Annotated in this window: 24 protein-coding genes; 13 read left to right on the top strand and 11 right to left on the bottom strand. The window is 69.6% G+C overall.

Annotated features, from left to right (window positions below; translation table 11 throughout):
• Window positions 1-44: 44 nt before the first annotated feature.
• The 6 genes from C4V41_RS00720 (at window position 45) to C4V41_RS00745 (ending at window position 6,111) form a co-directional block, all read left to right on the top strand.
• Entirely contained in the window at window positions 45-917 is an 873-nt protein-coding gene (locus C4V41_RS00720) for a MurR/RpiR family transcriptional regulator (RefSeq protein ID WP_235029834.1), read from the top strand.
• Window positions 914-1,660: a sugar isomerase domain-containing protein gene (locus tag C4V41_RS00725; protein WP_103953751.1), complete on the top strand. Its 747-nt coding sequence runs from the start codon at window positions 914-916 to the stop codon at window positions 1,658-1,660. Before C4V41_RS00720 ends, C4V41_RS00725 begins: the two co-directional genes overlap by 4 nt.
• Window positions 1,661-1,735: 75 nt before the next feature.
• Window positions 1,736-3,076 (top strand): cellulose binding domain-containing protein, encoded by a 1,341-nt coding sequence (locus tag C4V41_RS00730; RefSeq protein ID WP_103953752.1) that lies wholly within the window; start codon window positions 1,736-1,738, stop codon window positions 3,074-3,076.
• A 57-nt stretch (window positions 3,077-3,133) separates the two neighbouring features.
• The gene (locus C4V41_RS00735) at window positions 3,134-4,384 is read left to right on the top strand and encodes an extracellular solute-binding protein (RefSeq protein WP_103953753.1); all 1,251 of its coding nucleotides are present in this window, start codon (window positions 3,134-3,136) and stop codon (window positions 4,382-4,384) included.
• Window positions 4,385-5,296, top strand: coding sequence for a carbohydrate ABC transporter permease (locus C4V41_RS00740; protein WP_103953754.1), 912 nt, complete (start codon window positions 4,385-4,387; stop codon window positions 5,294-5,296).
• Window positions 5,293-6,111, top strand: a complete 819-nt coding sequence (locus tag C4V41_RS00745; RefSeq protein ID WP_235029835.1) for a carbohydrate ABC transporter permease — start codon at window positions 5,293-5,295, stop codon at window positions 6,109-6,111. Before C4V41_RS00740 ends, C4V41_RS00745 begins: the two co-directional genes overlap by 4 nt.
• A gap of 70 nt (window positions 6,112-6,181) precedes the next feature.
• Here the strand turns inward: C4V41_RS00745 and C4V41_RS00750 are convergent, their stop codons facing one another.
• Window positions 6,182-6,658, bottom strand: a complete 477-nt coding sequence (locus tag C4V41_RS00750) for a GntR family transcriptional regulator (RefSeq protein ID WP_103953755.1) — start codon at window positions 6,656-6,658, stop codon at window positions 6,182-6,184.
• A gap of 41 nt (window positions 6,659-6,699) precedes the next feature.
• Window positions 6,700-7,176: a GntR family transcriptional regulator gene (locus C4V41_RS00755; protein ID WP_235029836.1), complete on the bottom strand. Its 477-nt coding sequence runs from the start codon at window positions 7,174-7,176 to the stop codon at window positions 6,700-6,702.
• A 110-nt stretch (window positions 7,177-7,286) separates the two neighbouring features.
• Between C4V41_RS00755 and C4V41_RS00760 the strand changes: the two genes are divergently transcribed.
• Entirely contained in the window at window positions 7,287-7,592 is a 306-nt protein-coding gene (locus tag C4V41_RS00760) for a hypothetical protein (RefSeq protein ID WP_146103481.1), read from the top strand.
• A gap of 31 nt (window positions 7,593-7,623) precedes the next feature.
• On the top strand, window positions 7,624-8,460 hold the full coding sequence (locus C4V41_RS00765) for a dihydrofolate reductase family protein (RefSeq protein WP_235029837.1): 837 nt from the start codon (window positions 7,624-7,626) through the stop codon (window positions 8,458-8,460).
• Between the two features lie 266 nt (window positions 8,461-8,726).
• On the opposite strand, the gene C4V41_RS00770 is transcribed toward C4V41_RS00765, so the two are convergent.
• Genes C4V41_RS00770 through C4V41_RS00795 form a run of 6 tightly spaced genes read right to left on the bottom strand, consistent with a single transcriptional unit; the run spans window position 8,727 to window position 14,450 of the window.
• A complete protein-coding gene (locus C4V41_RS00770; protein WP_103953758.1) occupies window positions 8,727-9,569 on the bottom strand; it encodes a phosphotransferase family protein in 843 nt (280 codons plus the stop codon).
• 16 nt (window positions 9,570-9,585) lie between these two features.
• On the bottom strand, window positions 9,586-10,503 hold the full coding sequence (locus tag C4V41_RS00775; protein ID WP_103953759.1) for a carbohydrate ABC transporter permease: 918 nt from the start codon (window positions 10,501-10,503) through the stop codon (window positions 9,586-9,588).
• Window positions 10,503-11,414 carry a carbohydrate ABC transporter permease gene (locus tag C4V41_RS00780; protein WP_103953760.1) on the bottom strand — a complete coding sequence of 304 codons (912 nt, stop codon included), beginning with the start codon at window positions 11,412-11,414 and terminating at the stop codon, window positions 10,503-10,505. The genes C4V41_RS00775 and C4V41_RS00780 overlap by 1 nt, the downstream gene beginning before the upstream one ends.
• Window positions 11,414-12,826, bottom strand: a complete 1,413-nt coding sequence (gene ngcE, locus C4V41_RS00785; protein WP_103953761.1) for an N-acetylglucosamine/diacetylchitobiose ABC transporter substrate-binding protein — start codon at window positions 12,824-12,826, stop codon at window positions 11,414-11,416. The genes C4V41_RS00780 and ngcE overlap by 1 nt, the downstream gene beginning before the upstream one ends.
• Window positions 12,827-12,845: 19 nt before the next feature.
• A complete protein-coding gene (locus C4V41_RS00790; RefSeq protein ID WP_103953762.1) occupies window positions 12,846-13,580 on the bottom strand; it encodes a sugar isomerase domain-containing protein in 735 nt (244 codons plus the stop codon).
• A complete protein-coding gene (locus C4V41_RS00795) occupies window positions 13,581-14,450 on the bottom strand; it encodes a MurR/RpiR family transcriptional regulator (protein WP_103953763.1) in 870 nt (289 codons plus the stop codon).
• 79 nt (window positions 14,451-14,529) lie between these two features.
• Here C4V41_RS00795 and C4V41_RS00800 point away from each other — a divergent pair, with 79 nt between their 5' ends.
• Window positions 14,530-15,501 (top strand): N-acetylglucosamine kinase, encoded by a 972-nt coding sequence (locus C4V41_RS00800; protein ID WP_160150135.1) that lies wholly within the window; start codon window positions 14,530-14,532, stop codon window positions 15,499-15,501.
• A 254-nt stretch (window positions 15,502-15,755) separates the two neighbouring features.
• Entirely contained in the window at window positions 15,756-16,310 is a 555-nt protein-coding gene (locus C4V41_RS00805; RefSeq protein ID WP_103953764.1) for a GNAT family N-acetyltransferase, read from the top strand.
• A 2-nt stretch (window positions 16,311-16,312) separates the two neighbouring features.
• On the opposite strand, the gene metE is transcribed toward C4V41_RS00805, so the two are convergent.
• Window positions 16,313-18,460, bottom strand: a complete 2,148-nt coding sequence (gene metE / locus C4V41_RS00810) for a 5-methyltetrahydropteroyltriglutamate--homocysteine S-methyltransferase (protein WP_103953765.1) — start codon at window positions 18,458-18,460, stop codon at window positions 16,313-16,315.
• Between the two features lie 87 nt (window positions 18,461-18,547).
• On the opposite strand from metE, the gene C4V41_RS00815 reads away from it, so the two are divergent.
• On the top strand, window positions 18,548-19,381 hold the full coding sequence (locus C4V41_RS00815) for a LysR family transcriptional regulator (protein ID WP_103953766.1): 834 nt from the start codon (window positions 18,548-18,550) through the stop codon (window positions 19,379-19,381).
• On the opposite strand, the gene C4V41_RS00820 is transcribed toward C4V41_RS00815, so the two are convergent.
• Both C4V41_RS00820 and C4V41_RS00825 read right to left on the bottom strand, forming a co-directional pair.
• Window positions 19,374-20,054, bottom strand: a complete 681-nt coding sequence (locus tag C4V41_RS00820; RefSeq protein ID WP_103953767.1) for a DNA alkylation repair protein — start codon at window positions 20,052-20,054, stop codon at window positions 19,374-19,376. The genes C4V41_RS00815 and C4V41_RS00820 overlap by 8 nt on opposite strands.
• Window positions 20,051-20,716, bottom strand: coding sequence for a TetR/AcrR family transcriptional regulator (locus C4V41_RS00825; protein ID WP_103953768.1), 666 nt, complete (start codon window positions 20,714-20,716; stop codon window positions 20,051-20,053). The genes C4V41_RS00820 and C4V41_RS00825 overlap by 4 nt, the downstream gene beginning before the upstream one ends.
• 97 nt (window positions 20,717-20,813) lie before the next feature.
• On the opposite strand from C4V41_RS00825, the gene C4V41_RS00830 reads away from it, so the two are divergent.
• Both C4V41_RS00830 and C4V41_RS00835 read left to right on the top strand, forming a co-directional pair.
• Window positions 20,814-21,989 carry an acetyl-CoA C-acetyltransferase gene (locus tag C4V41_RS00830; protein ID WP_103953769.1) on the top strand — a complete coding sequence of 392 codons (1,176 nt, stop codon included), beginning with the start codon at window positions 20,814-20,816 and terminating at the stop codon, window positions 21,987-21,989.
• A 4-nt stretch (window positions 21,990-21,993) separates the two neighbouring features.
• The gene (locus C4V41_RS00835; RefSeq protein WP_200823669.1) at window positions 21,994-23,358 is read left to right on the top strand and encodes an alkaline phosphatase D family protein; all 1,365 of its coding nucleotides are present in this window, start codon (window positions 21,994-21,996) and stop codon (window positions 23,356-23,358) included.
• Window positions 23,359-23,360 lie beyond the last annotated feature (2 nt).

Genomic DNA, 23,360 nt, shown 5'->3' on the forward strand with positions numbered 1-23,360 from the left:
CAAAGTGCTTGACGGCACCAGGTGCTGAGCATAATTATCGCCGCGTGGAACTACTGAGCCGCATCAAGGCCGAGCGGCACGACATGCCCGAGGCTCTGCGCAAGGTGGCCGACGCGATTCTCGGCAGCCCGGCCGAGGCCGCCCGGCTGACGATCGTGGACCTGGCCGAGCGGAGCGGGACGTCCACGGCCACCATCACGCGCTTCTGCCGCGCCCTCGGCTTCGCCGGGTACGCCGAGCTGCGCGTGGCCATCGCCACCGAGGGCGGCCGAGTGGCGCAGCAGACCTGGGAGACCGACATCGGGCAGGAGATCCTGCCCGATGACAGCCTCGACCGCGTGCTGGGTGTGGTGTCCGGCAACGACATCCGCCTGATCCAGGAGACCCGCGACCAGCTCGACCTGGCCGTGGTCGAGAAGGTGGCGCAGGCCGTGGCCAGGGCCGGGCGGGTGCTGCTGTTCGGGGTGTCGAGCAGCGCGGCCGTGGCCAGCGAGATGGAATACCGGCTGCAGCGCATGCGGGTGCCCACCTGGAGCAGGTCCGACGCCCACAGCGCGCTGACGGACGCGGCGCTGCTCGGCCAGGGCGACGTGGCGATCGGCATCTCGCACAGCGGCAGGACCCGTGAGGTCATCGAGGTGCTCGCCGAGGCGGGCAGCCACGGCGCGATCACCGTGGCCGTCACCTCGCAGCCGCGATCGCCGCTGGCCGAGGTGGCCGAGCTGGTGCTGACCACGGCCAGCCGGGCGACGAGCTTCCGGTCCGAGGGGTTCGCCGCGATCCACTCGCAACTGCTGGTGCTCGACGTCGTGTACGTGTCCGTCGCCCAGCGCACCTATGAGCGGACGAAGCAGGCGTTCGACGTCACCGTCCGCGCCGTCGCCGGACACCGCCTGCCCGATGAAGGGAATCCATGACCATAAGCCGAGAGAGGTACGCCGACCAGGTCGCGCGTCTCGTACAGGCCATTCCCGGCGATCCGGAGATCTCGCGAGCCGCCGACCTCTTCACCAAGTCACTCACCGCGGGCGGCGTCATCCAGGCGTTCGGCTCCGGCCACTCCGAGGCCGTCGCCATGGAGATCGCCGGCCGCGCCGGCGGTCTCGTCCCGACCAACCGCCTCGCGCTGCGGGACATCGTCCGGTACGGCGACGCCCCCCGCTCCGAGCTCGACCGCTACGACCTCGAACGCGACCCCGCGATCGCCCGCACCATCCTCGGCCTCGCCCCCGTCCAGCCGCACGACCTGTTCGTCATCATCTCCAACTCGGGCGTGAACGGCGTGGTCGTCGAGCTGGCCACCCTCGTCAAGGAGCGCGGTCACGACCTGATCGCGATCACCTCGCGCGCCCACGGCGACGCCGTCGCCGCCCGCCACCCCTCGGGCCGCAAGCTCACCGACCTGGCCGACGTCGTCCTGGACAACCTCGCGCCCTACGGCGACGCCGTCCTGCCCCTGCCCGACGGAGGCGCCGTGGGGGCCGTCTCCACCATCACCTCCGCGCTGCTGGCCCAGCTCGTCGTCACCCAGACGGTACGCAACCTGCTCGAAGCCGGTGAAGTGCCACCGGTCTATCTGTCGGCCAACGTCCCCGAGGGCGACGCGCACAACCTGCGCCTGGAGGCCCGGTACGCGGGCCGCATCCGCCGCGGCGCCTGACCGTCCCAGCACCATCAGCTCTCTTTGGCATGCACGAAATTCGGGGGCCGCACAACAGCAAGGAGACCAACCCCCATGTCCCGAAATTTCGGAAAAGTCCTTCTGGCCTTAGCCCTGACCGCCCTGCTCACCGCCGTCGCCCTGGTCGTGCCCGCCAGCGCCGGCCAGGCCGTCCGCCTCCAGTACCGGACCAGCGCCCCCGGCGCCACCACCGCCCAGGCCGAGCCCTGGCTCCGCCTCTTCAACGACGGCACCACCACGATCCCGCTCAACCAGGTCAAGATCCGCTATTACCTGACGGGCACCGAGACCTACCGCTTCGCCTGCTCCTGGGCGGTGGTCGGCTGTTCGACGGTCACCGGGCAGTTCACCGGCCAGTATCTGGAGGTGGGTTTCACGTCGGGCAGTCTGGCGCCCGGCCAGAACACCGGCGACCTGCAGCTCCGCTTCTACCGCGCGGACTGGCAGACCTTCTCGCAGAGCGACGACTACTCCTACGGCCCTCAGACCGGCTACGGCGACTGGGACAAGATCACCGTCTACGTCAACGGCGCCCTCGCCTGGGGCAAGCCGACGGGCAACGGGCCCGAACCGACGCCGACCGTCACCCCGACCGTCCCGCCGGGCACGGCGGTGCTGTTCGACGACTTCACCTACTCGGGATCGAGCGACCCGCGGCTCGCCCAGCGCGGCTGGACGGTCCGCTCCGCCTCGGGCGGCCCCGGCGTGCCCGGCGCCACCTGGTCGCCGTCGGGCATCACGTTCCCCGGCGGGCTGCTGACGCTCGACTCCTCGACGAACGGGACCGCCGCGGGGACCGTACAGACCGAGTTGTCCACCACGAGCCGCAAGTTCCACGAGGGCACCTACGCCGCCCGCGTGCGCTTCACCGACGCGCCGACCAGCGGTCCCGACGGCGAGCACGTGGTGCAGACGTTCTTCACCATCACCCCGCTGCGCTACAACCTGGACCCCGACTACGGCGAGCTCGACTTCGAGTACCTGCCCAACGGCGGCTGGGGCGAGCCGGCCAACATCCTGTACTCGACCAGCTGGGAGACCTACCAGGCCGACCCCTGGCAGGCCGTGAACACCCACACCGAGGAGCGCGCCAGTTTCGCGGGCTGGCACGACCTCGTCATCCAGGTCGCGGGCGGGCGGATGAAGTACTACGTGGACGGCCGCCTGTTCGCCGACCACGGGGACATCTACTATCCCGAGACGCCCATGTGGATCATGTTCAACCAGTGGTTCATCGATCTGCAGGCGGCGACCGGGACGCGGACGTACCGGCAGCAGGTCGACTACGTCTACTACAGCAAGGGCGAGAGCGTCCCGCCCGCCACCGTGCTGAGCCGCGTCGCCTCCCTGCGCGCCGCCGGCACCGCCTTCCAGGACACCGTCCCCAACCCGTGACCAGTCCCCGCGCCCGCCACGCGGCGGGCGCGGGCACCCCCCATCAGAAGGATCGCCATGAAGGACCGCATCCTCGCCCTGGCGGCCGTTCTCGCGCTCGGCGCCTGCGGCACGACCGCTCCCGAGCGGCCCCAGGCCGCAGCCCCGGCGAAGCTGACCGTCTGGATCATGGACGGCAGCGTCACCCAGGACCTGCTGAAGACGTTCGAGACCGAGTACGAAACCGCCCACAAGGGCATCGACCTCGACATCCAGATCCAGGCGTGGGACGGCATCGGCGAGCGCGTCACCGCCGCCCTTGCCAGCACCGACGCCCCCGACGTGATCGAGGTGGGCAACACGCAGGTCGCGCAGTACTCGGCCAGCGGCGGCGTGACCGACCTGAGCGCCAAGGTCGCCGACCTCAAGGGCGAGGACTGGCTGCCGGGCCTGGCCCAGCCCGGCAAGATCGACGGGAAGCAGTACGGCGTCCCCTGGTACGCCGCCAACCGCGTCGTCGTCTACAACAAGGACCTGTTCGCCAAGGCCGGCATCGAGGAGCCCCCAAAGACTCGGGACGAATGGCTAGAGATAACGGCGAAGCTCAATAAAGGCGGAAATCAGGGCATCTATCTGACCGGCCAGACCTGGTACGCCCTCGCCGGCTTCATCTGGGACGAGGGCGGCGACTTGGCCGTCCAGGAGGCCGGCAAGTGGAAGGGCGCCCTCGACACGCCCCAGGCCCTGGCCGGCATGGACTACTACAAGCGGCTGCAGGCCCTCGGCAAGGGGCCCAAGGACGCCGACGAGGCGAACCCGCCCCAGCACGAGGTGTTCGCCCAGGGCAAGGCCGCCCAGATCATCGCCGTGCCCGGCGTCGCCGCCCGCGTATTGGAGGTCGACGCCGCTCTGAAGGGCAAGATGGGCTTCTTCCCCATCCCGGGCAAGACGGCCGACAAGCCGGGCACCGTGTTCACCGGTGGCTCCGACCTCATTATCCCGGTCGCCTCGCAGCGGCAGGAGGAGGCTTACGAGCTGGTCAAAGCCCTGGCCGGCGAACGGTTCCAGACCGAGCTGGCCAAGGCCATGAGCTTCGTACCGAACCGTACGTCCCTGGCCGGAGTCCTGGCCGGCGACGAGGGCACCGCCGCCATGGCCACGGGCGCCGCCAACGGCCGGGCCACCCCGAACACCCCCAACTGGGCCGCCGTGGAGGCCACCTCGGTCATCAAGCAGTACATGACCGCCGTCCTCACCGGCGCCGACCCGGCGGCGGAGGCCAAGAAGGTGTCCGAGACGATCACCACGACCCTGAACAGCGGCTCCTGAATGTCGTCCAGGCCGTCCGCGCCACCCAGGCCGCCCAGGAGCCGCTCGGCCTGGCCCTACCTGCTCATCGCCCCCACGGTGGCGGGCGGGGCCTTCCTCCTGCTCTATCCGCTGCTCAAGGCGGCGGTGATCTCGTTCCAGCACTTCCGCATGGGGGAGCTGATCAAGGGCGGCGCCGCCTTCATCGGCCTGGAGAACTACGCGGAGCTGCTGACCGGCGCCGAGTTCTGGCAGGTGCTGCTGCGCACGCTCGCCTGGACGACGATCAACGTCGTGCTCATCGTGGTTCTGTCCACCGGCGTGGCGCTCATGCTCCCGCGCCTGCGCCGGAGCCTGCGCCTGGCCGTGATGAGCGCCCTCGCCCTGGCCTGGGCCACGCCGATCATCGCGGCCACCACGATCTTCCAGTGGTTGTTCCAGTCGGAGCTGGGCGTGGTCAACTGGCTGCTGGTCACGCTCGGCTTCGACTCCTTCCAGGGCTACACCTGGTTCGCGAACGGCACGGCCACGTTCGCCGTCCTGGTGATCCTCGTGGTGTGGCAGTCGGTCCCGTTCGCCGCGCTCACCCTCTATGCCGGGCTGACCACGATCCCGGCCGAGCTGTACGAATCCGCCAGGATCGACGGCGGCACCGGCTCGCAGGTGTTCTGGAAGATCACCTTTCCCATGCTGCGGCAGTTGTTCGCGCTGGTCGCCTCGCTGGAGGTGATCTGGGTGGCCAAGTGCTTCCCGCAGATCTGGGTGCTCAGCCAGGGTGGGCCCGACGGCGCCACGACCACCCTGCCCGTGTACGCGTTCAAGGTCGCCCGCGTCCTGCACCGCTACGACCTGGGCTCGGCGGTCGCCATGCTCACGGTCGTCATCCTCGCCGTCGCCCTGATCAGCAACCTGCGTCGGATGGTGCGCTCGTGAAGCGGTTCCTGCTCAACACGGCCGCGATCGCGGTGTTCGTGGTGACGATCTTCCCGGTCTACTGGATGTTCCTGACCGCGTTCAAGCCGACCAGGGACATCCAGTCGGAGACCCCCACGTTCTGGCCCGCCGACCCCACCCTCGACCATTTCGCCACCGCGATCGGCGCGCCGGGCTTCTGGACCTACTGGCGCAACAGCCTCCTGGTCACCGTGGCGGCGGTGCTGATCGCCCTGGTGGTGGCGCTGCTGGCGGCGTTCGCGGTGACCCGGATGCGCTGGCGCGGAGCGGGGCCGTTCGTCGTGGCGGTGTTCGCGGCGCAGATGGCGCCGTGGGAGGCCCTGCTGGTGCCGGTCTTCATCATCGCCCGCGACACCGATCTGCTGGACTCCCTGGCGATGCTGACCGGCGTGTACTTCATGATCACGCTCCCGTTCACCATTGTGACCCTGCGCGGCTTCCTCGCCGCGATCCCCCTGGAACTGGAGGAGGCGGCGCAGGTGGACGGCTGCAGCCGGCCGGTGGCCTTCCGGCGCGTGGTGTTCCCGCTGCTCGCGCCCGGGTTGATGGCGACCTCCCTGTTCGGGTTCATCACGGCCTGGAACGAGTTCGCGTTCGTCAACGTGCTGATCATCAAGGACCAGGACAAGCGCACGCTGCCGGCGTGGCTGTCGTCGTTCAGGGACGTCTTCGGCACGGACTGGGGCGCCACCATGGCCGCCGCCAGCCTGTTCGCCCTGCCCGCCCTGCTGCTGTTCCTCTTCCTGCAACGCCGGGTCGGCACCGGCATGACGGCCGGGGCGGTGAAGGGATAGTCAGGCGGGCCGGCCACCTGGAATGCCGCGTAGCACCGGCATGACAGCCGGGCCGGTCCTCCAGGCCGGATCAGGTGGGCCAGTTTTTCGGATCGGACACACAGACGCCCCGGTGGGGCACCGTGACCACCCACCCGTCGTCGCGCAGGCGTGCGATGGCCTGCCGCGCGGTGACCTTGGCGACCCCGTAACGTCTCATCAGCGCGCTCTCACTCGGTATCGCCCGGTTCGGCCGCAGCTCCCCGCGCCTGACCCGACCGGCGATGTCCTCGGCGATGGCCACGTAGAGAGCCCGGGTCGGCTTCAGCAACGGCACCCCGACCGGCCCGACAAAGGTCCCCTCACCCTGAACGGTGTGAACGAGCCGGCGCCGCCGCAGCTCCCTGGCCACGTTGCGAGCGGTGCTCCGCCCGATGCCGAACTCCGCCTCCATGGCCGCCTCGCTCGGCACGGGCTCGCCGGTCCGCAGCCTCCCATCGGTGATCCGCTCCTGGATCACCTCGGCGACCTGGACGTAGAGGGGGACAGGCCCATCACGGTCGAGCATGCTCATATCCTAGACGTCTAGATACAAGCGGTCAGGCGAAGTCACTCCTGGGGCCACGACTCCTTCGGCGAGACATAACTGCCCCGCTGGGCGACGGTATAAATCCACCCCTGCTCCCGCAGCAACGCCATGGCCCGCCGCACGGTCTCCCGAGCGACCCCGTGCTGCGTCACCAGAGCCATCTCACCCGGTATAGGACGCCGAGGCGGGATTTGCCCACCTTTGATCTGATCAATAATCTCTGTCGCGATCACCTGGTAAAGCGGCGTTTTCCGCTTCTTGCGAGGAGCCTCCGACGCAGGCCCGACAAAGGCGCCTTCACCCTGAACGGTGTAGACGAGCCCTTCCTCCCGCAACACGTGGATCGCCCGTCTCGCCGTGGTTCGCGCGACCCCGAACTCCTGCTGAATGTCAGCCTCACTCGGCACCGGCTGCCCGGACGACAGCCCGGCCACCCGCTCCCGCAGGATGTCGGCGATCTGAATGTAGATGTGGGTGTCCCCGTCGTAATCGAGCACGTAGGCAACATAGGCCAAGACGGGCAACAGCTCTCATATCGTGCTGTCTTTTTAGACAGAGTCCTCGTTACATATAGACAAGAGAAGACGACCAGTCTTACGGTTCCGTCATGCCCCAATCACGCTCAGTGCCACCGGACGACGGCCGCTACCACTCGCCCCACGTCCAGCCCCGCCCCGACTGCGAACGCCTCAGATGGGAGGCCCTCTGGCCCGGCGCCAAGTCGGCACGCGTCCGGAGTTACACGTGCTCCTGCCGGCCGACCTTCTACGAGCTGTGCCAGAGCGGCGGTACGGTCTTCATCCGCAGGACCCGGCGGATACGCGGCGAGGAGGTGATCGACGAGAGCTCACGCGGCCGACCCGCCAAAGTCGAGGCCGTGTGGCGAAAGCTGATGACGGGGGAGGTCGCATGAAACCTACTACGCTGCCCACCGCCCCGACGAAGTGTCTAGCCTGGTGCTGCTCAACCCCCAGCTCGACGACAAGAAGCGCACTATCGACAGCCACCCCTACCGGCACGACGACTACCTGGACGATGACGTCGCCCGCCGGCTCGCCGAGCAGGGATCCATCACCTTCACCCTCGCCTTGAAGCACGGCCGGCCACTCCTTAACGGCTCGCTGTCCGATCCAGGGCACCGGCTCCGACGTCTCAGGCAAATCCGATCTACGGGAAGGCGGTCACAGACCATGGGCAAGGTCATCGCGAGCGCGACGGTGTCGTTGGACGGTTTCATCGCCGACGAGTCGGACGGGGTGGGTCCGCTCTTCGACTGGTACCAGAACGGGGACGTCCCCTTCAACGGCGGCGACCCCGAGCGGGTCTTCCACGTTTCGGCCGCCAGCGCCGCGTATATGGAGGAGACCTGGTCGCAGGTCGGAACGGCGGTGATCGGCCGTCGCCTGTTCGACATCACCAACGGCTGGAACGGCCGCCCCGCAGCCGGCGACGCCGTCTTCGTGGTGACGCACCGACCGCCGACGGACTGGCCGTTCCCCGACGCGCCGTTCACGTTCGTCACAGATGGCCTGGCAAGCGCGATCGCGCGGGCCAAGGCCGCCGCCGGCGACAAGGACGTGTCGCTGACCGGCGGTGACCTGCTGGGCCAGGCCCTGGCCGCCGGCTTGGTGGACGAACTTCAGGTCGACCTGGTTCCGGTGGTGTTCGGCAAGGGCGTACGGTTTTTCGGCGCGTACGACGGTCCACCCGCACTCCTCGGCAACCCGAAGATCGTCCAAGGCGATCGAGTCACTCATCTGCGGTACGACGTCCGCCGATAGCGCTCGTCCACGCTGAACACGATGGCGCCTTGCGGGCGGGTGGCAGAGAACGTGAGGCTCTCCGTCTGCGCCCCGAGCAAGGAACATCACCCAGCGCCTTGACCCGGCCATGCAATGCCGGCTGCGCCACGGCTGTCGGCACCGACGTGTCCGTCAGTTCGGCCACCCTTCAGCGGCAAGCAGCACGATCAGCGGCCGACGGCTCGACAATCTTCGACAGCCGGTCAATGCCGCCGCAGATCCCCGGTTGAACACAGGTGGGCCGTCTACGAGAAGGTCCAGGGTAGGTGGGCCAAGGCGGCGTCGGCGTAATAGCCCGGGCCCGTGCTCAAACCGTACGCCAGGTCTTCGATCAGTGCGCAGCGGGCGTAGAAGCGCACCCTGCCCCGGTCGTCCTCGTCCAGGCCCGGTCCGTAGTGTGCCGCCGTCAGTTCGAAGACCTCCGGGCCCAGGTCGCGGTAGATCAGGGCGAAGTCGTGGGCCGGGTCGGTGATGGCGGCGTCGGTCCAGTCGATGATGCCGGTGATCGTCGCCTCCCCGTCCACGAGCACGTGCTCGGCGCCCAGGTCGTTGTGGCAGAAGCGCAGGGAGCGGGGCTCGTCGGGCGGTTTGGCCCGCAGGAATCGCTCCACCAGGGGGCGCTGGTCCTCCGGTACGTGCCGTTCGACGTCGCGGTAGTCGAGTTCGGCGTCCTGCAACTGCGTGGGCGCCGGGTAGAGGTCCAGGGGCGCGAGCGGCCGCATGCGGTCCGGTTCGGCGCCGTGGATCGCGGTGAGGAACCGGCCCAGCGGTTCCGCCAGCAGGGCGGGGTCGATGAGCGGGTTCCGCAGGAGCGGCTCTCCTCCGAGCTTCCGGTACGCGATCGCACCGGCCTCGTCGTCGGCGAAGACCACGTCGGGGACCGGCAAAGGGGATAACTCCCTGACGACCGCCAGGCGGCCGACCTCCTGCCGATGAGACAGGGGGTCGGCCGCCTGGCCGAGCCGTACCAGCAGTTCGTCGTTGACCTCGTACACCATGTTGTCGAGGCCGTGGCCGAGCCGGGTGACGGAGTGGACCCGGTAGCCGGGAAGGTGGCGGGACAGCAACGCGCGGATGTCGCCTGTCATCCCAGCAGTATGGGAGCTATTTCAGCGCCCCGGAAGTGAGACCGGACTGGATCTGGCGCTGGAAGACCGTGTAGACGATCAGCATGGGCAGGATGGCCAGGGTCAGGGCGGCGAACATGGCCGACCAGTCCTGGTCGTAGCCGGCGGCGGTGGAGATGTCGGCGATGCCCATGGTGAGCACCCACTTCTCCCGGTCCTGGAGCAGGATCAGGGGGAGCTGGTACTGGTTCCACTGGCCCAGGATGTTGAAGATCGTGATGCTGATGATGCCCGGCTTGGCCATGGGCAGCATGATCTGGAAGAACACCCTGGTGTGCGAGGCCCCGTCGACCATGGCCGCCTCACCGACCGCCGTGGGGAGCGTACGGAAGAAGGCCGACAGGAAGAAGATGGTGAACGGCATCGAGTACGCGATGTAGACCAGCACCAGGCCCGCGTGCGTGTTCAGGCCGATCAGCGGGCCGATCACCGGGATGTTGCCCATGTTCTGCACGACGAAGAACAGCGGGGTCAGGGCCAGGTAGACCGGGAACGCCAGCCCGGAGACGAACAGCAGGTAGATCGCGCGGTTGCCGCGGAAGGGGTAGCGGGCCAGCACGTACGCCGCCATCGAGCCGATGAGCATCGTCCCGAACGTACTGAACGTCACCACAATGACGCTGTTGAGCATGTACTGACCGATGTGCACCTGTTCCCAGGCCCGGACGAAGTTGTCCCAGCGCAGGCTGGCCGGCAGCGACCAGGCGTCGCTGAAGATCTCGTCCTCGCTCTTGACCGAGGCCAGGAACGTCCACAGGATCGGGATCATCACGAGCAGGGTCCAGATCAGCAGGGCCAGATGCGTCAGCACCCCGAGGGGGCCGAGCCGGCGTCTCCGCTCCTCGCGGGCGATCTTCCGCGAGTTCGCCGCCGTCCACGAGGTCATCGTTGTCATCAGTACTCGATTCGTTCACGCCGTGACAGCCGCAGCGAGAGGATCGCGAAGCCGACGGTGAAGAAGAACATGACCACGCCCAGGGCGGAGGCGTAGCCGAAGCGGAAGTGCCCGAAGGCGCTGCGGTAGATCTCGGCGGCCATCACCGTGGTCGCCCGGTCGGGGCCGCCCTGCTGGAGGGTCATCACCCAGACGATCGCGAAGACGTCCAGGGCCAGGATGCCCAGGTAGACCCAGGCCACCTGGACGGTGTCCCAGAGCAGCGGGAGCGTGATGCGGAAGAACAGGCTGATCCGGCTCGCCCCGTCGATCTGCGCGGCCTCGAACATGTCCCTCGGGATGCTGGCCAGGCCCGCCGAGAACAGCACGACGTAGAAGCCGACCGCCTGCCAGACCATGACGCCCAGCACCGACCAGAACGCCACATCCCGGTCGGACAGGAACCCGATCGCGTCGAACCCGAGCGCCATCAGCGGGCCGTTCAGCATGCCGCTGCCGTCCGGCCGGAACACCTGCTGGAACAGCACCGCGACCACGGCCACGGCCAGGACCTGCGGGAAGAAGAACACCACCCGGTAGAACTTCGACCCGCGGATCCCCGTGGTGCCCTGCGCCCCGCCCACGTTGAGCAGGAAGGCGAAGAACAGGGCGATGACGATCGTGAACAGCGGCAGCAGCACCAGCAGGGCGCCGTTGTGCGTGACGGCCAGCCAGAAGGCGCTGTCGCCGAAGAGGCGCTCGAAGTTCTCCAGCCCGATGAAGTTCGGCGTGGCGGTCACGCCGCGCCAGTCCGTCAGCGAGATGTAGAACGCCTGCAGGTACGGGGCTATCACGTAGACCACGTAGAGAATCACCGGGGCTGCCAGGAACGAGGCGATGAACAGCCCACGGCGATACCTGTTGAACATCATCAGCGCTTGTACTTCTTGATCGAGGAGTCGTTCTTGATCTCGTCGGCCTTCTTCTGGATGCGCTCAAGGTACTTGTCCGGGGTCAGACCGCCGGACATCAGCTCACCGGTGGCGGCGATGGCCTCGTCCTTGAGCTGGCCGTACCAGTTGAACCAGCGGTAGTAGACGGTGTTCGTGCCCGCGGCGGTGACCGCCTTGGAGGCGCTGGTGACGCCCGGGGAGATGTCGCGGCCCTCGGTGGCGCCCTTGACCACGGTCATCGTACGAACGAGCGCGCTGAAGTCGCCGGCCGCCTTCTTCGACAGCATGGCCCGCAGGTATTCCATGCCGCCCTGCGGGTTGGCGCTCCTGGCCGAGACGATGAAGTTCTCGCCCGGCTGGGTGTGCCGGGTCCCGTACGGCATCTTGTCCGAGCCGGTGAAGTCGGGGATCGGGAACATGCCGTACTCGAAGTCGGCCGGGGTGGTCGTCTTCTGCTCGTTCTCCAGCCAGGAGCCGGAGGGCAGCATGGCCACCTTGTACTTGTTCTGGGCGGTCTGGGTCTGGACGTGGTCGAGACCGGTGGTGCCCTCCATGAGGTATTTCGCCCCGACCTCGGCCCACGCCGTCGCGGCGGTCTTCATGGCCTCCGTGGTCCAGGCGCCGTCCTCGAGGTTGTCGATGTTGACCAGCACCTCGTTGCCGCCGATCTTGGCGGCCATGGTGAGCAGCGGCTCGTAGAGATACTGCGGGAACTTGCCGGCGTAGGTGAACGGCGCCATCTTGCCGGACTTCTTGATCGTCTCGCAGAGCTTGAGGAAGTCGTCCCAGGTCTTCGGGATCTCCCAGCCATTGTCCCTGAAGACCTTCTGCGAGTACCAGATGCCGTGGATGTAGTTGACGTACCCGAGGACGCTGAACTTGCCGTCGTAGGTGCCGATGTCGATGACGGACTGGTCGATGCTGTCGCGGACCTTGACGTTCGGGTCGTCCCAGGAGGGCGCGTCGAGCAGCGCCGTCAGGTCCTGCAACTGGCCGTCCTGGGAGAGCGCGCCGAAGTCGATGAAGTTGGCGCCCGAGTTGTCGATCACCTCGGGCGGGTTGCCGCCGGCGAAACGCGGCTGGAGGACCTTGGTGATCTCCTTGGTCGCGTTGTGCTTGATCTCGGCCTTGGGGTACTTGGTCTTGAACAGCGGCTGGTGGATGTTCTTGGCGTAGTCCTGGCCGAAGCCGCCGTCGAAGATCCAGACCTCCAGCGGCTTGTCGGCCGCCACGCCGAACGGGTTGGCCGCGCTGGTCGCGACCGGCGCCGCCGAGCCCGAGGACGCCGGTGGCGCGGCCGGCGTGGCGCACGCGGCCAGCGCTCCCGCCACGGGCACGAGGGCCGCGCCGCGGAGAAGTTCGCGCCGGCTGATGCGGGGGGTGTGAGGCATTATGGCTACTCCTGACTATTCATGTTCCGCGCCTGATGCGCCCGGCGTAGCGGGCTTCCAGGGCCTTGTTGTGCTCGTCGCCGCCGGTCACGTTCACCGACAGGTAGATGGGAGGCGTCTCGCCGAGTGCCACGAGCTCGTCCACCGCCTCGGTGACCACCATCTGCGCGAGCAACGCGGAGGTGATCGTCGAAACCGCACCGTAGCTGCCGCCACCGGGCAGGTCGAGGATGGCGTCGCCGTACGGCGCGCCGTTGTCGAGGACGACGTCGGCCAGTTCGAGCAGCTTGCCGCCCGACGGGTGCCTGGAGGTCATCCGGGTGCTGTGCGCGACCGACGTGATCGCGATCAGCGCGTGGCCACGGTCCTTGACGAGCCTGGCCAGCTCGACGACCGTGCCGTTGACGCCGGAGCTCGACACCAGGACGAACACGTCCTCGGGCGACACCGGGGCCAGGTCGTAGATCTGGTGCGCGATGGCCGGGTCCCGTTCCAGCTCCGGGGTGAGCACGCTGACCGGCTGCCCGCCGTACAGGACGAGGTCCCTCGGGGTGAGGCGGTTGCTGGGGACCAGGCCGCCGGCGCGGCCGGCGATCTCCATGGCGATGGCCTCGGAATGCCCGGAGCCGAACGCGTTGACCAGCCCGCCGGCCCTGATCGAGGTCACGAACAGCGCGGCGGCCTCCCGTACGGGACCCGCCTGGTTCTCCGCGACCTGACGTGCCAGATCGAGGACCTGGGATGCGTACGTCATCTAACCCCTCTCCACCCGGTGGCTCTCCACGGCGCTGATCGTGCGCTCGAATGCCTCGTTCGTCCGCTCATAAGTGCGCTGCGCGACCGCCACGTAGACGGCGTCCAGCACGAACAACTGTGAGTGCACGGCGGCCAGCCCGCCGAGCCGGAACGTGGTCTCCCTGCTGGCGGTGGTCAGCACCAGGTCGGCCAGCTCGGCCAGCGGGGAGCGGGCGAAGGAGGTGACGGCGACCGCCAGCGCGCCGTGGCTGCCCGCCTCGGCCAGCGACTCCATGACCTCGCGGGTACGGCCCCGGTGGCTGATGCCGATGGCCACGTCGCCCGCCTTGAGCAGGGCGGCCTCTGACAGGGCCACGTGCGCGTCGCCCGCGCTCCAGCCCGGAATGCCGATGCGGCGCAGCCGTCCCTCGAACATCGTGGCGACGTTTCCGCTGGTGGAGACGCCGACGAGGAGCACCCGAGGCGCGGCCACGACGGCGTCGGCCACCTTGGCCACGACGTCGAGGTCGAGCTGGGCGGCGGTGTCCTGGATCAGCCGGGCGTCGGCGGCGGCCATCATCTCGACGGCCGCGTCGAGCGGGTCGTCGGGGCCGATCTCGTGCCCGACGCCCGCGCCCCAGCCCGCCTGGGCCGCCCTGCCGGTCTCGGTGGCCAGGGCCACCCGCAGCTCGGCGTAGCCCGAGAAGCCGAAGGCGCGGCAGAACCTGGTCACGGTGGCAGGCGAGCTGCCCGCGCGTTCGGCCAGCGCGATAATGGTCGACCGGGCGGCCTCGGCCGGGTCTCCGAGAATTACCTCACCGACCCTGCGCAAAGCCTCCGGCAAACCGGGTAGTTCTGTTTCGACGCGCCCGAGCGCTCCTGAAGTCACGAATATTCCTTCCGAATACCCGGTCTTCTGGCGAAAATTATTCTTGCTTCTTGGTCACGTCAACCCCCACACTCGGACCGTGACTGAATCGCTGCTGGTCGGAGTCGATGCCGGTGCGACGTCCACGCGCGTCGCGGTCCACACGCTCGACGGCAGGCGAGTGGGCTACGCGCGGGCCGGGGCCGGCAACCCGACCGCCCATGGGCTGGCCAAGGCCGTGGCGTCGGTCGAGGCGGCCCTCGGCGAGGCGCTCGGCTCCCTGGACGGGGCGCGGGTCGTGGGGTCGATGGCGGGGGTCGCCGGGCACGTCGAGGAGATGGTGCCCGAGCTGACGAAGCTGTGGGCCGCCCACGGGATCACCACAGGCCCCCGCTACGTCGCCGACGTGACCATCGGCTACGCCGCCGGCACCTCCGAACCCGACGGGTCGCTGCTGCTGTCGGGCACGGGGGCGGTGGCGTGCCAGGTGGTGAACTACGAGCTGGGCGAGATCGCCGACGGGCTGGGCTGGCTGCTCGGCGACGCGGGCTCCGGCTTCTGGATCGGCCGCCAGGCGGTGAAGGCGGTGATCGAGGCCCTTGACCGGGGCATGCCCGTGGCGGCGCTCAGCGCCCCGGCACCATCGGGCACGCTCGCTCGACTCGTCGGCGAACACTTCCTCGGCGCGGAACGATTCGCCACCCCCCGCGCCGCCGCCGACCGCATCGTCCGCCGGTCCCAGGCCGACCCCATGCGCCTGGCCGCCGTGTCCTCACTGGTCAGCGAGGCCGCTGCGGCGGGCGACCCGCTGGCCGTCAAGATCGCGCAGGAGGCCGCCCACCATCTGGTGACGACCCTGCGCCGCATTCACGTGTCGGGCCCGGTGGTGCTCGCCGGCAGCGTCCTGACCAGCGACGGACCGGTGCGGAGCGCTGTGACGGAGCTGCTGGCGGACGAGACGGTCACCACGGCCGCCGACGCCGCGGGCGCCGCGGCCTGGCTCGCCGCCCGCCCCCTCCTCACTCCCGCCGACGCCACGTCACGGCACGCCACCTTCACCGGCGGCGCCTGATCGGCCGATCGTCTACTCGCCCTGCCCGCCACCGTCGCCCAGTTCGCCCCCGGCGGATCAAGGGTCGAGTACGCCACCGAGACCACGTGCCGGCTCACACTCGGCGCGGCAAAGGACTCGGTGACCTGGGGCATCAGATGCTGTATTGGTGACGGCCTCCACCTCGGGGGCACGACGCGGGCCCGCGCTACGCGACGTCGTGAGGGCCATAAAGGGTTCGCGGGAGCCCGGACGGATCTGCTTTGATCCCTCGCATGACATCCTCGATCTGGGTGGGCGACCGTGTTCGCCTGCGTGCCAGGGAGCCTGAGGACTGGGAGGCCTTTCACGCCTTCGACGAAGACTCCGACGCGGTGCGGAGCGGCTGGCGGCTCACCCCGCCCAACTCCGCCGCGCGGGCGAAGAAGGCGAACGCGGAGGGTGCCGAAGAGGAGCTCGACCTCGACGAGTTCTCCCTGGTCATCGCCTCAAAGGCCGACAACGCCCCGGTCGGCTCGATCAACACCCACCAGATCGATCGTGTCCACGGCACCTTCGCCTACGGGATCTCCGTCGGCACCCCGCACCACCGCAAGGGCTACGCCAGTGAGGCCATCGTCCTGCTCCTCCGGTACATGTTCTTCGAGCGGCGCTTCCAGAAGGCCGAGGCCTGGGTCTACGGCTACAACGACGCCTCGCAGGCCCTGCACCGTCGCATGGGCTTCGTGGAGGAGGGCCGCCGGCGCAGGAGCCACTACGCCAACGGCCGCTATCACGACGAGCTCCTCTTCGGCATGACCGTCGAGGAGTACACCGAGCGCCACACCTGAAACTACGCCTGAAGGCCGGCGCGCAGGCGGCGGGTCGCGGTCACCACGTTGGTCAGCGAGGCCTCCACCTCCTCGTACGTCCGCGTCTTCAGCCCGCAGTCCGGGTTCACCCAGACCCGCTCGACCGGCAGCACCCCGACGATCCCGCGCAACGACTCCTCGACCTCCCCGGCCCCGGGCACCCGGGGTGAGTGGATGTCGTAGACGCCGGGCCCCAGCCCGCGCCCGAACGAGGAGACCGCCCCCAGGATCCGCGCCCCCGACCGGGCGGACTCGATGGTGGTCACGTCGGCGTCCAGCCCGTCGATGGCGGCCAGGATCTGGTCGGCGTCGGAGTAGCACAGGTGCGTGTGGATCTGGGTGCGGTCGCTCGCCCCCGACGTCGCCCGCCGGTACGCCGCCACCGCCCACTCCAGGTAGTCGGCCTGCGCCGCCCGCCGCAGCGGCAGGAGTTCGCGCAGCGCCGGCTCGTCCACCTGGATGATCGACACCCCGGCCGCCTCCAGGTCGCGCACCTCGTCCCGGACGGCGTCGGCCACCTGGAACACCACGTCCCGCAGCGGCAGGTCGTCGCGGACGAAGGACCAGGCCACGATGGTGACGGGCCCGGTGAGCATGCCCTTGACCGGCTTGTCCGTGAGCGACTGCGCGTACGTGGCCCACCGCACCGTGATCGGCTCCGGCCGGCCGACGTCGCCGTGCAGGATCGGCGGCCGGGTGCAGCGCGACCCGTACGACTGCACCCAGCCGTTTTTGGTGACGGCGAACCCGTCGAGGTGCTCGGCGAAATACTGCACCATGTCGTTGCGCTCGGGCTCCCCGTGCACGAGCACGTCCAGGCCGAGCCGTTCCTGGAGCCGGATCACGTGCTCGATCTCGGCCTCGACCCGCCGCTCGTAGTCGGCCCGCGACAGCGTGCCGGCGGTCACCGCCGCGCGGGCCGCGCGCAGTTCGCCGGTCTGCGGGAACGACCCGATCGTGGTGATCGGCAGCGGCGGCAGCCGCAGGTGCTCGGCCTGGGCGGCGGCGCGCACCGCGTACGGGCCGCGCCCCTCGGCGGGCACCGGCCCGGCCAGCGCCACCGAGGGCCGGGCCGGCGCGGTGCCGTGGAAGCCGGTGGCCGCGAGCGCCACCACCTCGGCCACCTTCTGCTCCGCGAACGCCAGCCGCTCCCTGAGCGCCGGGTCCAGGTCGCTTTCGGCCGAGACGTCGTAGGGCACGTGCTGCAGCGAGCACGAGGTGCTCACCGTCACCCGCGACGCCCGTACGGAGGCCAGCGCGGCCAGCGCCCGCTCGGGCGAGGTGCGCCACACGTCGCGCCCGGACACCACGCCCGCGACCACGGTCTTGCCCGTCAGGTCGGCGGCCGGGACGGCGCCCCGCACCAGGTCGATCCCGATGGCCTCCACCGGCGTCCCGGCCAGCACCGGCAGCGACTCGCCCAGGTCGCCGAAGTAGGACGCCACGAACAGCCCGGGCCGCTCGCTCAGCGCCCCGAGGCGGTCATAGGCGGTCCTGACGGCCGCCAACTCCTCCGGCGTGCGGTCGCCCACCAGCGCGGGCTCGTCGAGCTGCACCCACGCGACCCCTTCTGCGGCCAGAGCGGCGAGCAGTTCCGCGTAGCAGGCCAGCGCCTCCTCCAGCCGGTCCAGCGCCGACCCCAGCAGCAGGAACGTCACCGGTCCCACCACCACGGGCCGCGTCTCGTGGCCCAGCGCCCGCGCCTCGCGCACCTCGGCCAGCGGCTTGGCCGCGTCCAGCTTGAACACGGTGTCCGGCCCGATCTCGGGCACGATGTAGTGGTAGTTCGTGTCGAACCACTTCGTCATCCGCAGCGGCGCCAGCCCATCGGTGCCCCTGGCCATCGCGAAATAGGGGTCGTCGGCGTCGCGGTAGCGCGACGGCACCGCCCCGAGCAGCACGGCCGTGTCCAGCACCTGGTCGTACAGGGAGAACGTGTTCGACGGCAGCCCTTCGAGCCCGAGCCGGGCCAGATCGCGCCAGGTCCGCTCGCGCAGCTCGGCGCCTGTCCGTTCGAGCTCCGCCCGGCTCGAACGCCCGTCCCAGTACGACTCCAGCGCCCGCTTCAACTCCCTGCGCGGCCCGATCCGCGGATAGCCGAGAACGGTGGACTTCGGAAATGCGGACATCTTCTTGAGGCTCCCTCGATCTACGTCAGGTCGCGTCGAATCCTGCCGAGCACTCCGGAAGTCGTGCACCATGTATTGGTGCTGCTTATGCTTCGCGAGATCCACTGCTTCACCAGGGTCGCCGGCCGGCTCAGCTTCTCGGCGGCCGCCGCCGACCTGGGGATGTCGCAGCCCGCCATGAGCCAGGCCATCACCCGGCTCGAACGCGCGGCCGGGGTCCGGCTCTTCGAGCGGACGGCCCGCGAGGTGCGGCTCACGGCGGAGGGCAAGGCGCTGCTCGCGTACGCGGAGCAGGTGATCGAGTCGGTCGGCGCGTTCACCGCGGAAGCGGGCAGACTGGCCCGGCCGACCATTCACCTGGCTTATCCACCACTCGTCGGAACGCTGGCGGCGCGGATCGTCAGGCGGCTCGCGGGCCGCACGCCGGCCATCGGGGTGGAGCTGCGGGCGGCCGGGCGCGACGCGGCGGCGCGGGCGCTGGCCGACGGCGAGGTGTCGGCCGCGATCCTGGCCACGCCCGCCCCGGCGCGGTTCGTCACGGCGGCCAGGTTTCACGTCACCGTCGACCACCTGGCCGTCCCGGCCGGGCACCGGCTGGCGTCCAGGCCCAAGGTGAGCGCCGACGAGCTGGGCGGCCAGGTGCTGATCACGCCCGGCAGCCGGCCCTGGGGCCTGCCGGGCCGCTCCCGGCTGGTGGCCGACGACTTCACCGCCGCGATCGACCTGGTGGCGGCGGGGGCGGGGCTGCTGCCGATCCCGCACCTGCTGGTCCGGAGCGTGCGGCGGGAGGACGTGCGGTTCGTGCCGCTGGAGGCGGGCGACCTGCGCATCACCTACGCCCTGGCCTGGTCGAAGGAGCGCGTCACACCGGAGCTGATGGCCCTGGTGCAGGCCGTGCAGGACGCGCTGTGGACTAGGTGACGGGAAGGTTTTTGAGGGCTTCGCGCCGGCTCAGGCCAGAAATGCCCTTGGCCTTGACGTAGCGGATCACCTCGGCCGGGTTCGTCTTGGCGTATTCGCGTAAGGCCCAGCCGATCGCCTTGCGCGCGAAGAAGTCGTTGTCCGACAGGCTCGGCTCGATGCACGCGTAGAGCAGGGCGGTGTCGGTGCGGGCCTTGAACCGGTTCTGGCACAGGATGGCCGTGCGCCGTTTCCACAGGTCGTCGTCGTGCGCCCACTCCAGCACGAGGGTGCGCATCGAGTCGGGGTAGGCGGTGAGCAGGCCGCCGACGCGGTGCGTGGCCAGCTCGTCGACCAGGTCCCACCAGGCCCCCGAGACGATCATCTCCTCGTACATGGGGACCGTGTAGAGGGTCTGGAACTCCCGGTAGAGGTGGTAGCCGGACAGCTCGACGGCGGCGTAGCGCTCCTCGCGGTATTCGGCCTCGCGCCACAGCGACAGCACCGCCCGCCGCCACTCGGGCGCGCTCTCCAGCCGGTGCTCGGCGAACACCTTCCGCAGCGCCGCCCGCCTGGGTACGGCCTGGACGCCCAGGAACGGCATCTCGGACTTCATGTAGGCCCGCATGGCCTCGGCCTTGCCCGGCTCGGCCGTCTCCTGCAGTGCGAGTCGCACCGCCTTGCCGAGGCTCATCCCTTTTGCGTGGTGCGGTCGCCTGTGGCGAGCCCGTCGAAGAGCACCGTGATGTAGTGCTCGGCCAGGCCGGCGGTGTTGAGCCGGCCGCCGGGACGGAACCAGCGCACGGCGACCCAGATCGTGTCGCGGATCATCCGGTAGGTCAGCTTCGGGTCCACATCGGACCTGAACAGCCCGGCCGCCTGCCCGGCCTTGATCTGCGACACCCAGATCTGCTCGACCTCGTCCTCGGCCTTGACCAGGTAGTTGAACCGCTCGAACTGGCGCAGGTAGTTCCAGTCGTTCTGCATCACCGTGATCGCGGCGCGGTGCGGCTCCAGCGTGCCGAAGCCGATGCGGACCATCTCCGACAGCACGGTGCGGGCGTCGGCGCTCGTGTCGAGCGCGGCCCGGTAGCGGGCGATGAGATCATCGAGGAAGGTGGACAGCACCTCGTCGACGATCGTCTCTTTGGAGTCGAAGTGGTGGTAGAGACTTCCGGACAGGATGCCCGCCTCGTCGGCGATCTCGCGTACGGTCGTGGCCTGGAAGCCCTTGCGCGCGAAGAGCTCCGCGGCGAGCTTGACGAGGTGGTCACGGCGCTCGGACGCCGACCCCGATGAGGTCGCGCGCTGGCGCTTCGCCGGGGTGGTGGTGCCGGAGTTCTTTCGCGTGGTCACGTCCCCATTATGAGCCCTAGGACAATCGCTTGTTCACCTAACCGGCCCAGCTCATACGGCATTCCCGTATAGACCAAGCGCTTGCTACGATACCTGGATGAGCGAGGCGTACATCGTCGGTGCCGTCCGGACGCCCGTCGGGCGCAGGAACGGCGGCCTGGCCGGAGCCCACCCCGCCGACCTCGGCGCGCATGTGCTCAAGGAGCTGATGGACCGCACCGGTGCGGATCCGTCGGCGGTCGAGGACGTGCTGTTCGGCTGCGTGGACACGATCGGCCCGCAGGCCGGCGACATCGCCCGTACGTGCTGGCTGGCCGCCGGGCTGCCCGAGGAGGTGCCCGGCGTCACCATCGACCGCCAGTGCGGCTCCTCCCAGCAGGCGCTGCACTTCGCCGCCCAGGCCGTGCTGTCCGGCACGAACGACCTGGTGGTGGCCGGGGGAGTGCAGAACATGAGCATGATCCCCATCGCGGCCGCGATGCTCGCGGGCCGCCCGTACGGCCACGAGACCCCCTTCGGGGGCTCCAAGGGCTGGGCCGCGCGGTACGGCACGCAGGAGGTCTCCCAGTTCACCGGGGCCGAGATGATCGCCGCCAAGTGGGACATCTCGCGGGAGGAGATGGAGCGGTACGCGTACGAGTCGCATCGGCGGGCCCTGCACGCCATCGACGCCGGATATTTCCGGCGCGAGATCGCCCCCTACGAAGGCGCCGCCACCGACGAGGGCCCGCGCAGGGACACCACGCCGGAGAAGATGGCCGCGCTCAAGCCCCTGACCGAGGGAGGCCGCCTGACGGCCGCCCTGGCCTCACAGATCTCCGACGGCGCGGCCGCCCTGCTCATCGCCTCGCCCCGCGCCGTACAGGAACACGGCCTGATCCCGCGCGCCCGCGTGCACCACCTGTCGGCGCGCGGCGACGACCCGATCATGATGCTGTCCGCGCCGATCCCGGCCACCGTGCACGCGCTCGGCATGACCGGCCTGTCCATCGACGACTTCGACGCCATCGAGATCAACGAGGCGTTCGCCCCCGTCGTGCTGTCCTGGATCCGGGAGACCGGCGCCGACCCGGCCAGGGTCAACCCGAACGGCGGCGCGATCGCGCTCGGCCACCCGCTCGGCGCGACCGGCGCCGTCCTGGCCGTCAAGCTGCTGCACGAGCTGGAGCGGACCGGCGGCAGGTACGGCCTCCAGACCATGTGCGAAGGGGGAGGACAGGCGAACGTCACCATCATCGAGCGCCTCGATCCGCCCGCCCCTGGGTCACCATGAAGATATGGCGAACCCGTTCACTCTGGGCATCGCGTCCGGTGAGCCGTTGCCCGACGGGGTGATGCTCTGGACCCGATTAGCGGTCGACCCCCTGAACACCGACCCCAAACGGCCGGGCGGCATGGCCCCGAGGGCCGTCGAGGTGAGCTGGCAGCTCGCCGAGGACGAGCGCTTCACGCGGGTCGTGCGCCAGGGCGCCATCCAGGCGCTGCCGGTCTGGGCGCACAGCGTGCACGTCAGGGTCACCGGGCTCCGGCCGGGCACCGACTACTTCTACCGGTTCAGGACCGGCGGCGGGCAGAGCGCCGTCGGCCGCACGAGGACCGCCGACGACCCGGTCTCGTCGCGGCCGGTACGGTTCGCGGTGGCCAGTTGCCAACGCTACGAGCACGGGTTCTACACCGCGTACCGGCATCTGGCCGACGAGCGGCCCGACGTCGTCTTCCACGTCGGTGACTACATCTACGAGTCCCGCCAGGCCGCGACCGTCGTGCGCCCGCTCGGGCCGCTGCCGGGGGAGACGAGCCGGCTGCACGAGTATCGGCAGCGATACGCCCGCTACAAGACCGACCCCGACCTGCAGGCCGCGCACGCCGCCGCGCCCTGGGTGACCACCTGGGACGACCACGAGGTGCTCGACAACTACCGGGGCAAAGGCGACGGGTCGGCGGCGTTCCTGCGTCGCAGAGGGGCCGCGTACCAGGCGTTCTACGAGAACCACCCGATCCGGGTCCGGCCCGACGACGGGAACCTGCAGATGTATCGCAGGCGGACCTACGGGACCGTGGCCGACTTCATGGTGCTCGACGTGCGCCAGCACCGTAACCGCGTCACCATGCTCGGGGCCGCGCAGGAGCAGTGGCTGGTGTCGCGGCTGGTCACCAGCCCGGTCAGGTGGCGCGTGCTGGTCCAGCCGCTGTTCTTCGCCCGCCGGGTGGTCCCGGAGGACGGCGGCGAGCTGCGCCTGGACTCCTGGGACGGCCATCCGCAGCAGCGTGCCCGCATTCTGGCGGTACGGGCGCCCGGCCTGGTCGTGTTCAGCGGCGACGTGCACAACGCCTGGGCGGGGGAGCTGAAGGCCGACTTCCTGGACCCGGCCTCGGCCACGGTCGGGGTGGAGTTCGTGGGCAGTTCGATCTCCAGCCGGCCCCCGCCGACCGACGGGCCCGGCGTGCTCGCCCGCAACCCGCACCTGAAGTTCTTCGACGACCGCAGGGGCTACCTGTCCTGCACGGCGAGCGCTGAAGAGCTGCGGGTGGCGTTCCGCGCCGTGGGGTTCGTGCACAAGGCCGGGGCTCCGGTGCAGACCGTGGCGGAGTTCGTGACAGAGGGAAGTGGGTTGACGTCAGAAAATACCTCTAGCAAATAGGA

It is taken from the genome of Nonomuraea solani, from assembly GCF_900108335.1.
GTDB lineage: Bacteria > Actinomycetota > Actinomycetes > Streptosporangiales > Streptosporangiaceae > Nonomuraea > Nonomuraea solani.

What these genes read in the sequence shown, in the direction of transcription:
- C4V41_RS00790 (WP_103953762.1), bottom strand. Translation starts at nt 13,580, where the DNA reads ATGACGTACGCATCCCAGGTCCTCGATCTGGCACGTCAGGTCGCGGAG.
- C4V41_RS00830 (WP_103953769.1), top strand. Translation starts at nt 20,814, where the DNA reads ATGAGCGAGGCGTACATCGTCGGTGCCGTCCGGACGCCCGTCGGGCGC.
- C4V41_RS00820 (WP_103953767.1), bottom strand. Translation starts at nt 20,054, where the DNA reads ATGAGCCTCGGCAAGGCGGTGCGACTCGCACTGCAGGAGACGGCCGAG.
- C4V41_RS00835 (WP_200823669.1), top strand. Translation starts at nt 21,994, where the DNA reads ATGGCGAACCCGTTCACTCTGGGCATCGCGTCCGGTGAGCCGTTGCCC.
- ngcE (WP_103953761.1), bottom strand. Translation starts at nt 12,826, where the DNA reads ATGCCTCACACCCCCCGCATCAGCCGGCGCGAACTTCTCCGCGGCGCG.
- C4V41_RS00735 (WP_103953753.1), top strand. Translation starts at nt 3,134, where the DNA reads ATGAAGGACCGCATCCTCGCCCTGGCGGCCGTTCTCGCGCTCGGCGCC.
- C4V41_RS00775 (WP_103953759.1), bottom strand. Translation starts at nt 10,503, where the DNA reads ATGACAACGATGACCTCGTGGACGGCGGCGAACTCGCGGAAGATCGCC.
- C4V41_RS00815 (WP_103953766.1), top strand. Translation starts at nt 18,548, where the DNA reads ATGCTTCGCGAGATCCACTGCTTCACCAGGGTCGCCGGCCGGCTCAGC.
- C4V41_RS00760 (WP_146103481.1), top strand. Translation starts at nt 7,287, where the DNA reads ATGCCCCAATCACGCTCAGTGCCACCGGACGACGGCCGCTACCACTCG.
- C4V41_RS00780 (WP_103953760.1), bottom strand. Translation starts at nt 11,414, where the DNA reads ATGATGTTCAACAGGTATCGCCGTGGGCTGTTCATCGCCTCGTTCCTG.
- C4V41_RS00805 (WP_103953764.1), top strand. Translation starts at nt 15,756, where the DNA reads ATGACATCCTCGATCTGGGTGGGCGACCGTGTTCGCCTGCGTGCCAGG.
- C4V41_RS00740 (WP_103953754.1), top strand. Translation starts at nt 4,385, where the DNA reads ATGTCGTCCAGGCCGTCCGCGCCACCCAGGCCGCCCAGGAGCCGCTCG.
- C4V41_RS00730 (WP_103953752.1), top strand. Translation starts at nt 1,736, where the DNA reads ATGTCCCGAAATTTCGGAAAAGTCCTTCTGGCCTTAGCCCTGACCGCC.
- C4V41_RS00725 (WP_103953751.1), top strand. Translation starts at nt 914, where the DNA reads ATGACCATAAGCCGAGAGAGGTACGCCGACCAGGTCGCGCGTCTCGTA.
- C4V41_RS00750 (WP_103953755.1), bottom strand. Translation starts at nt 6,658, where the DNA reads ATGCTCGACCGTGATGGGCCTGTCCCCCTCTACGTCCAGGTCGCCGAG.
- C4V41_RS00770 (WP_103953758.1), bottom strand. Translation starts at nt 9,569, where the DNA reads ATGACAGGCGACATCCGCGCGTTGCTGTCCCGCCACCTTCCCGGCTAC.
- metE (WP_103953765.1), bottom strand. Translation starts at nt 18,460, where the DNA reads ATGTCCGCATTTCCGAAGTCCACCGTTCTCGGCTATCCGCGGATCGGG.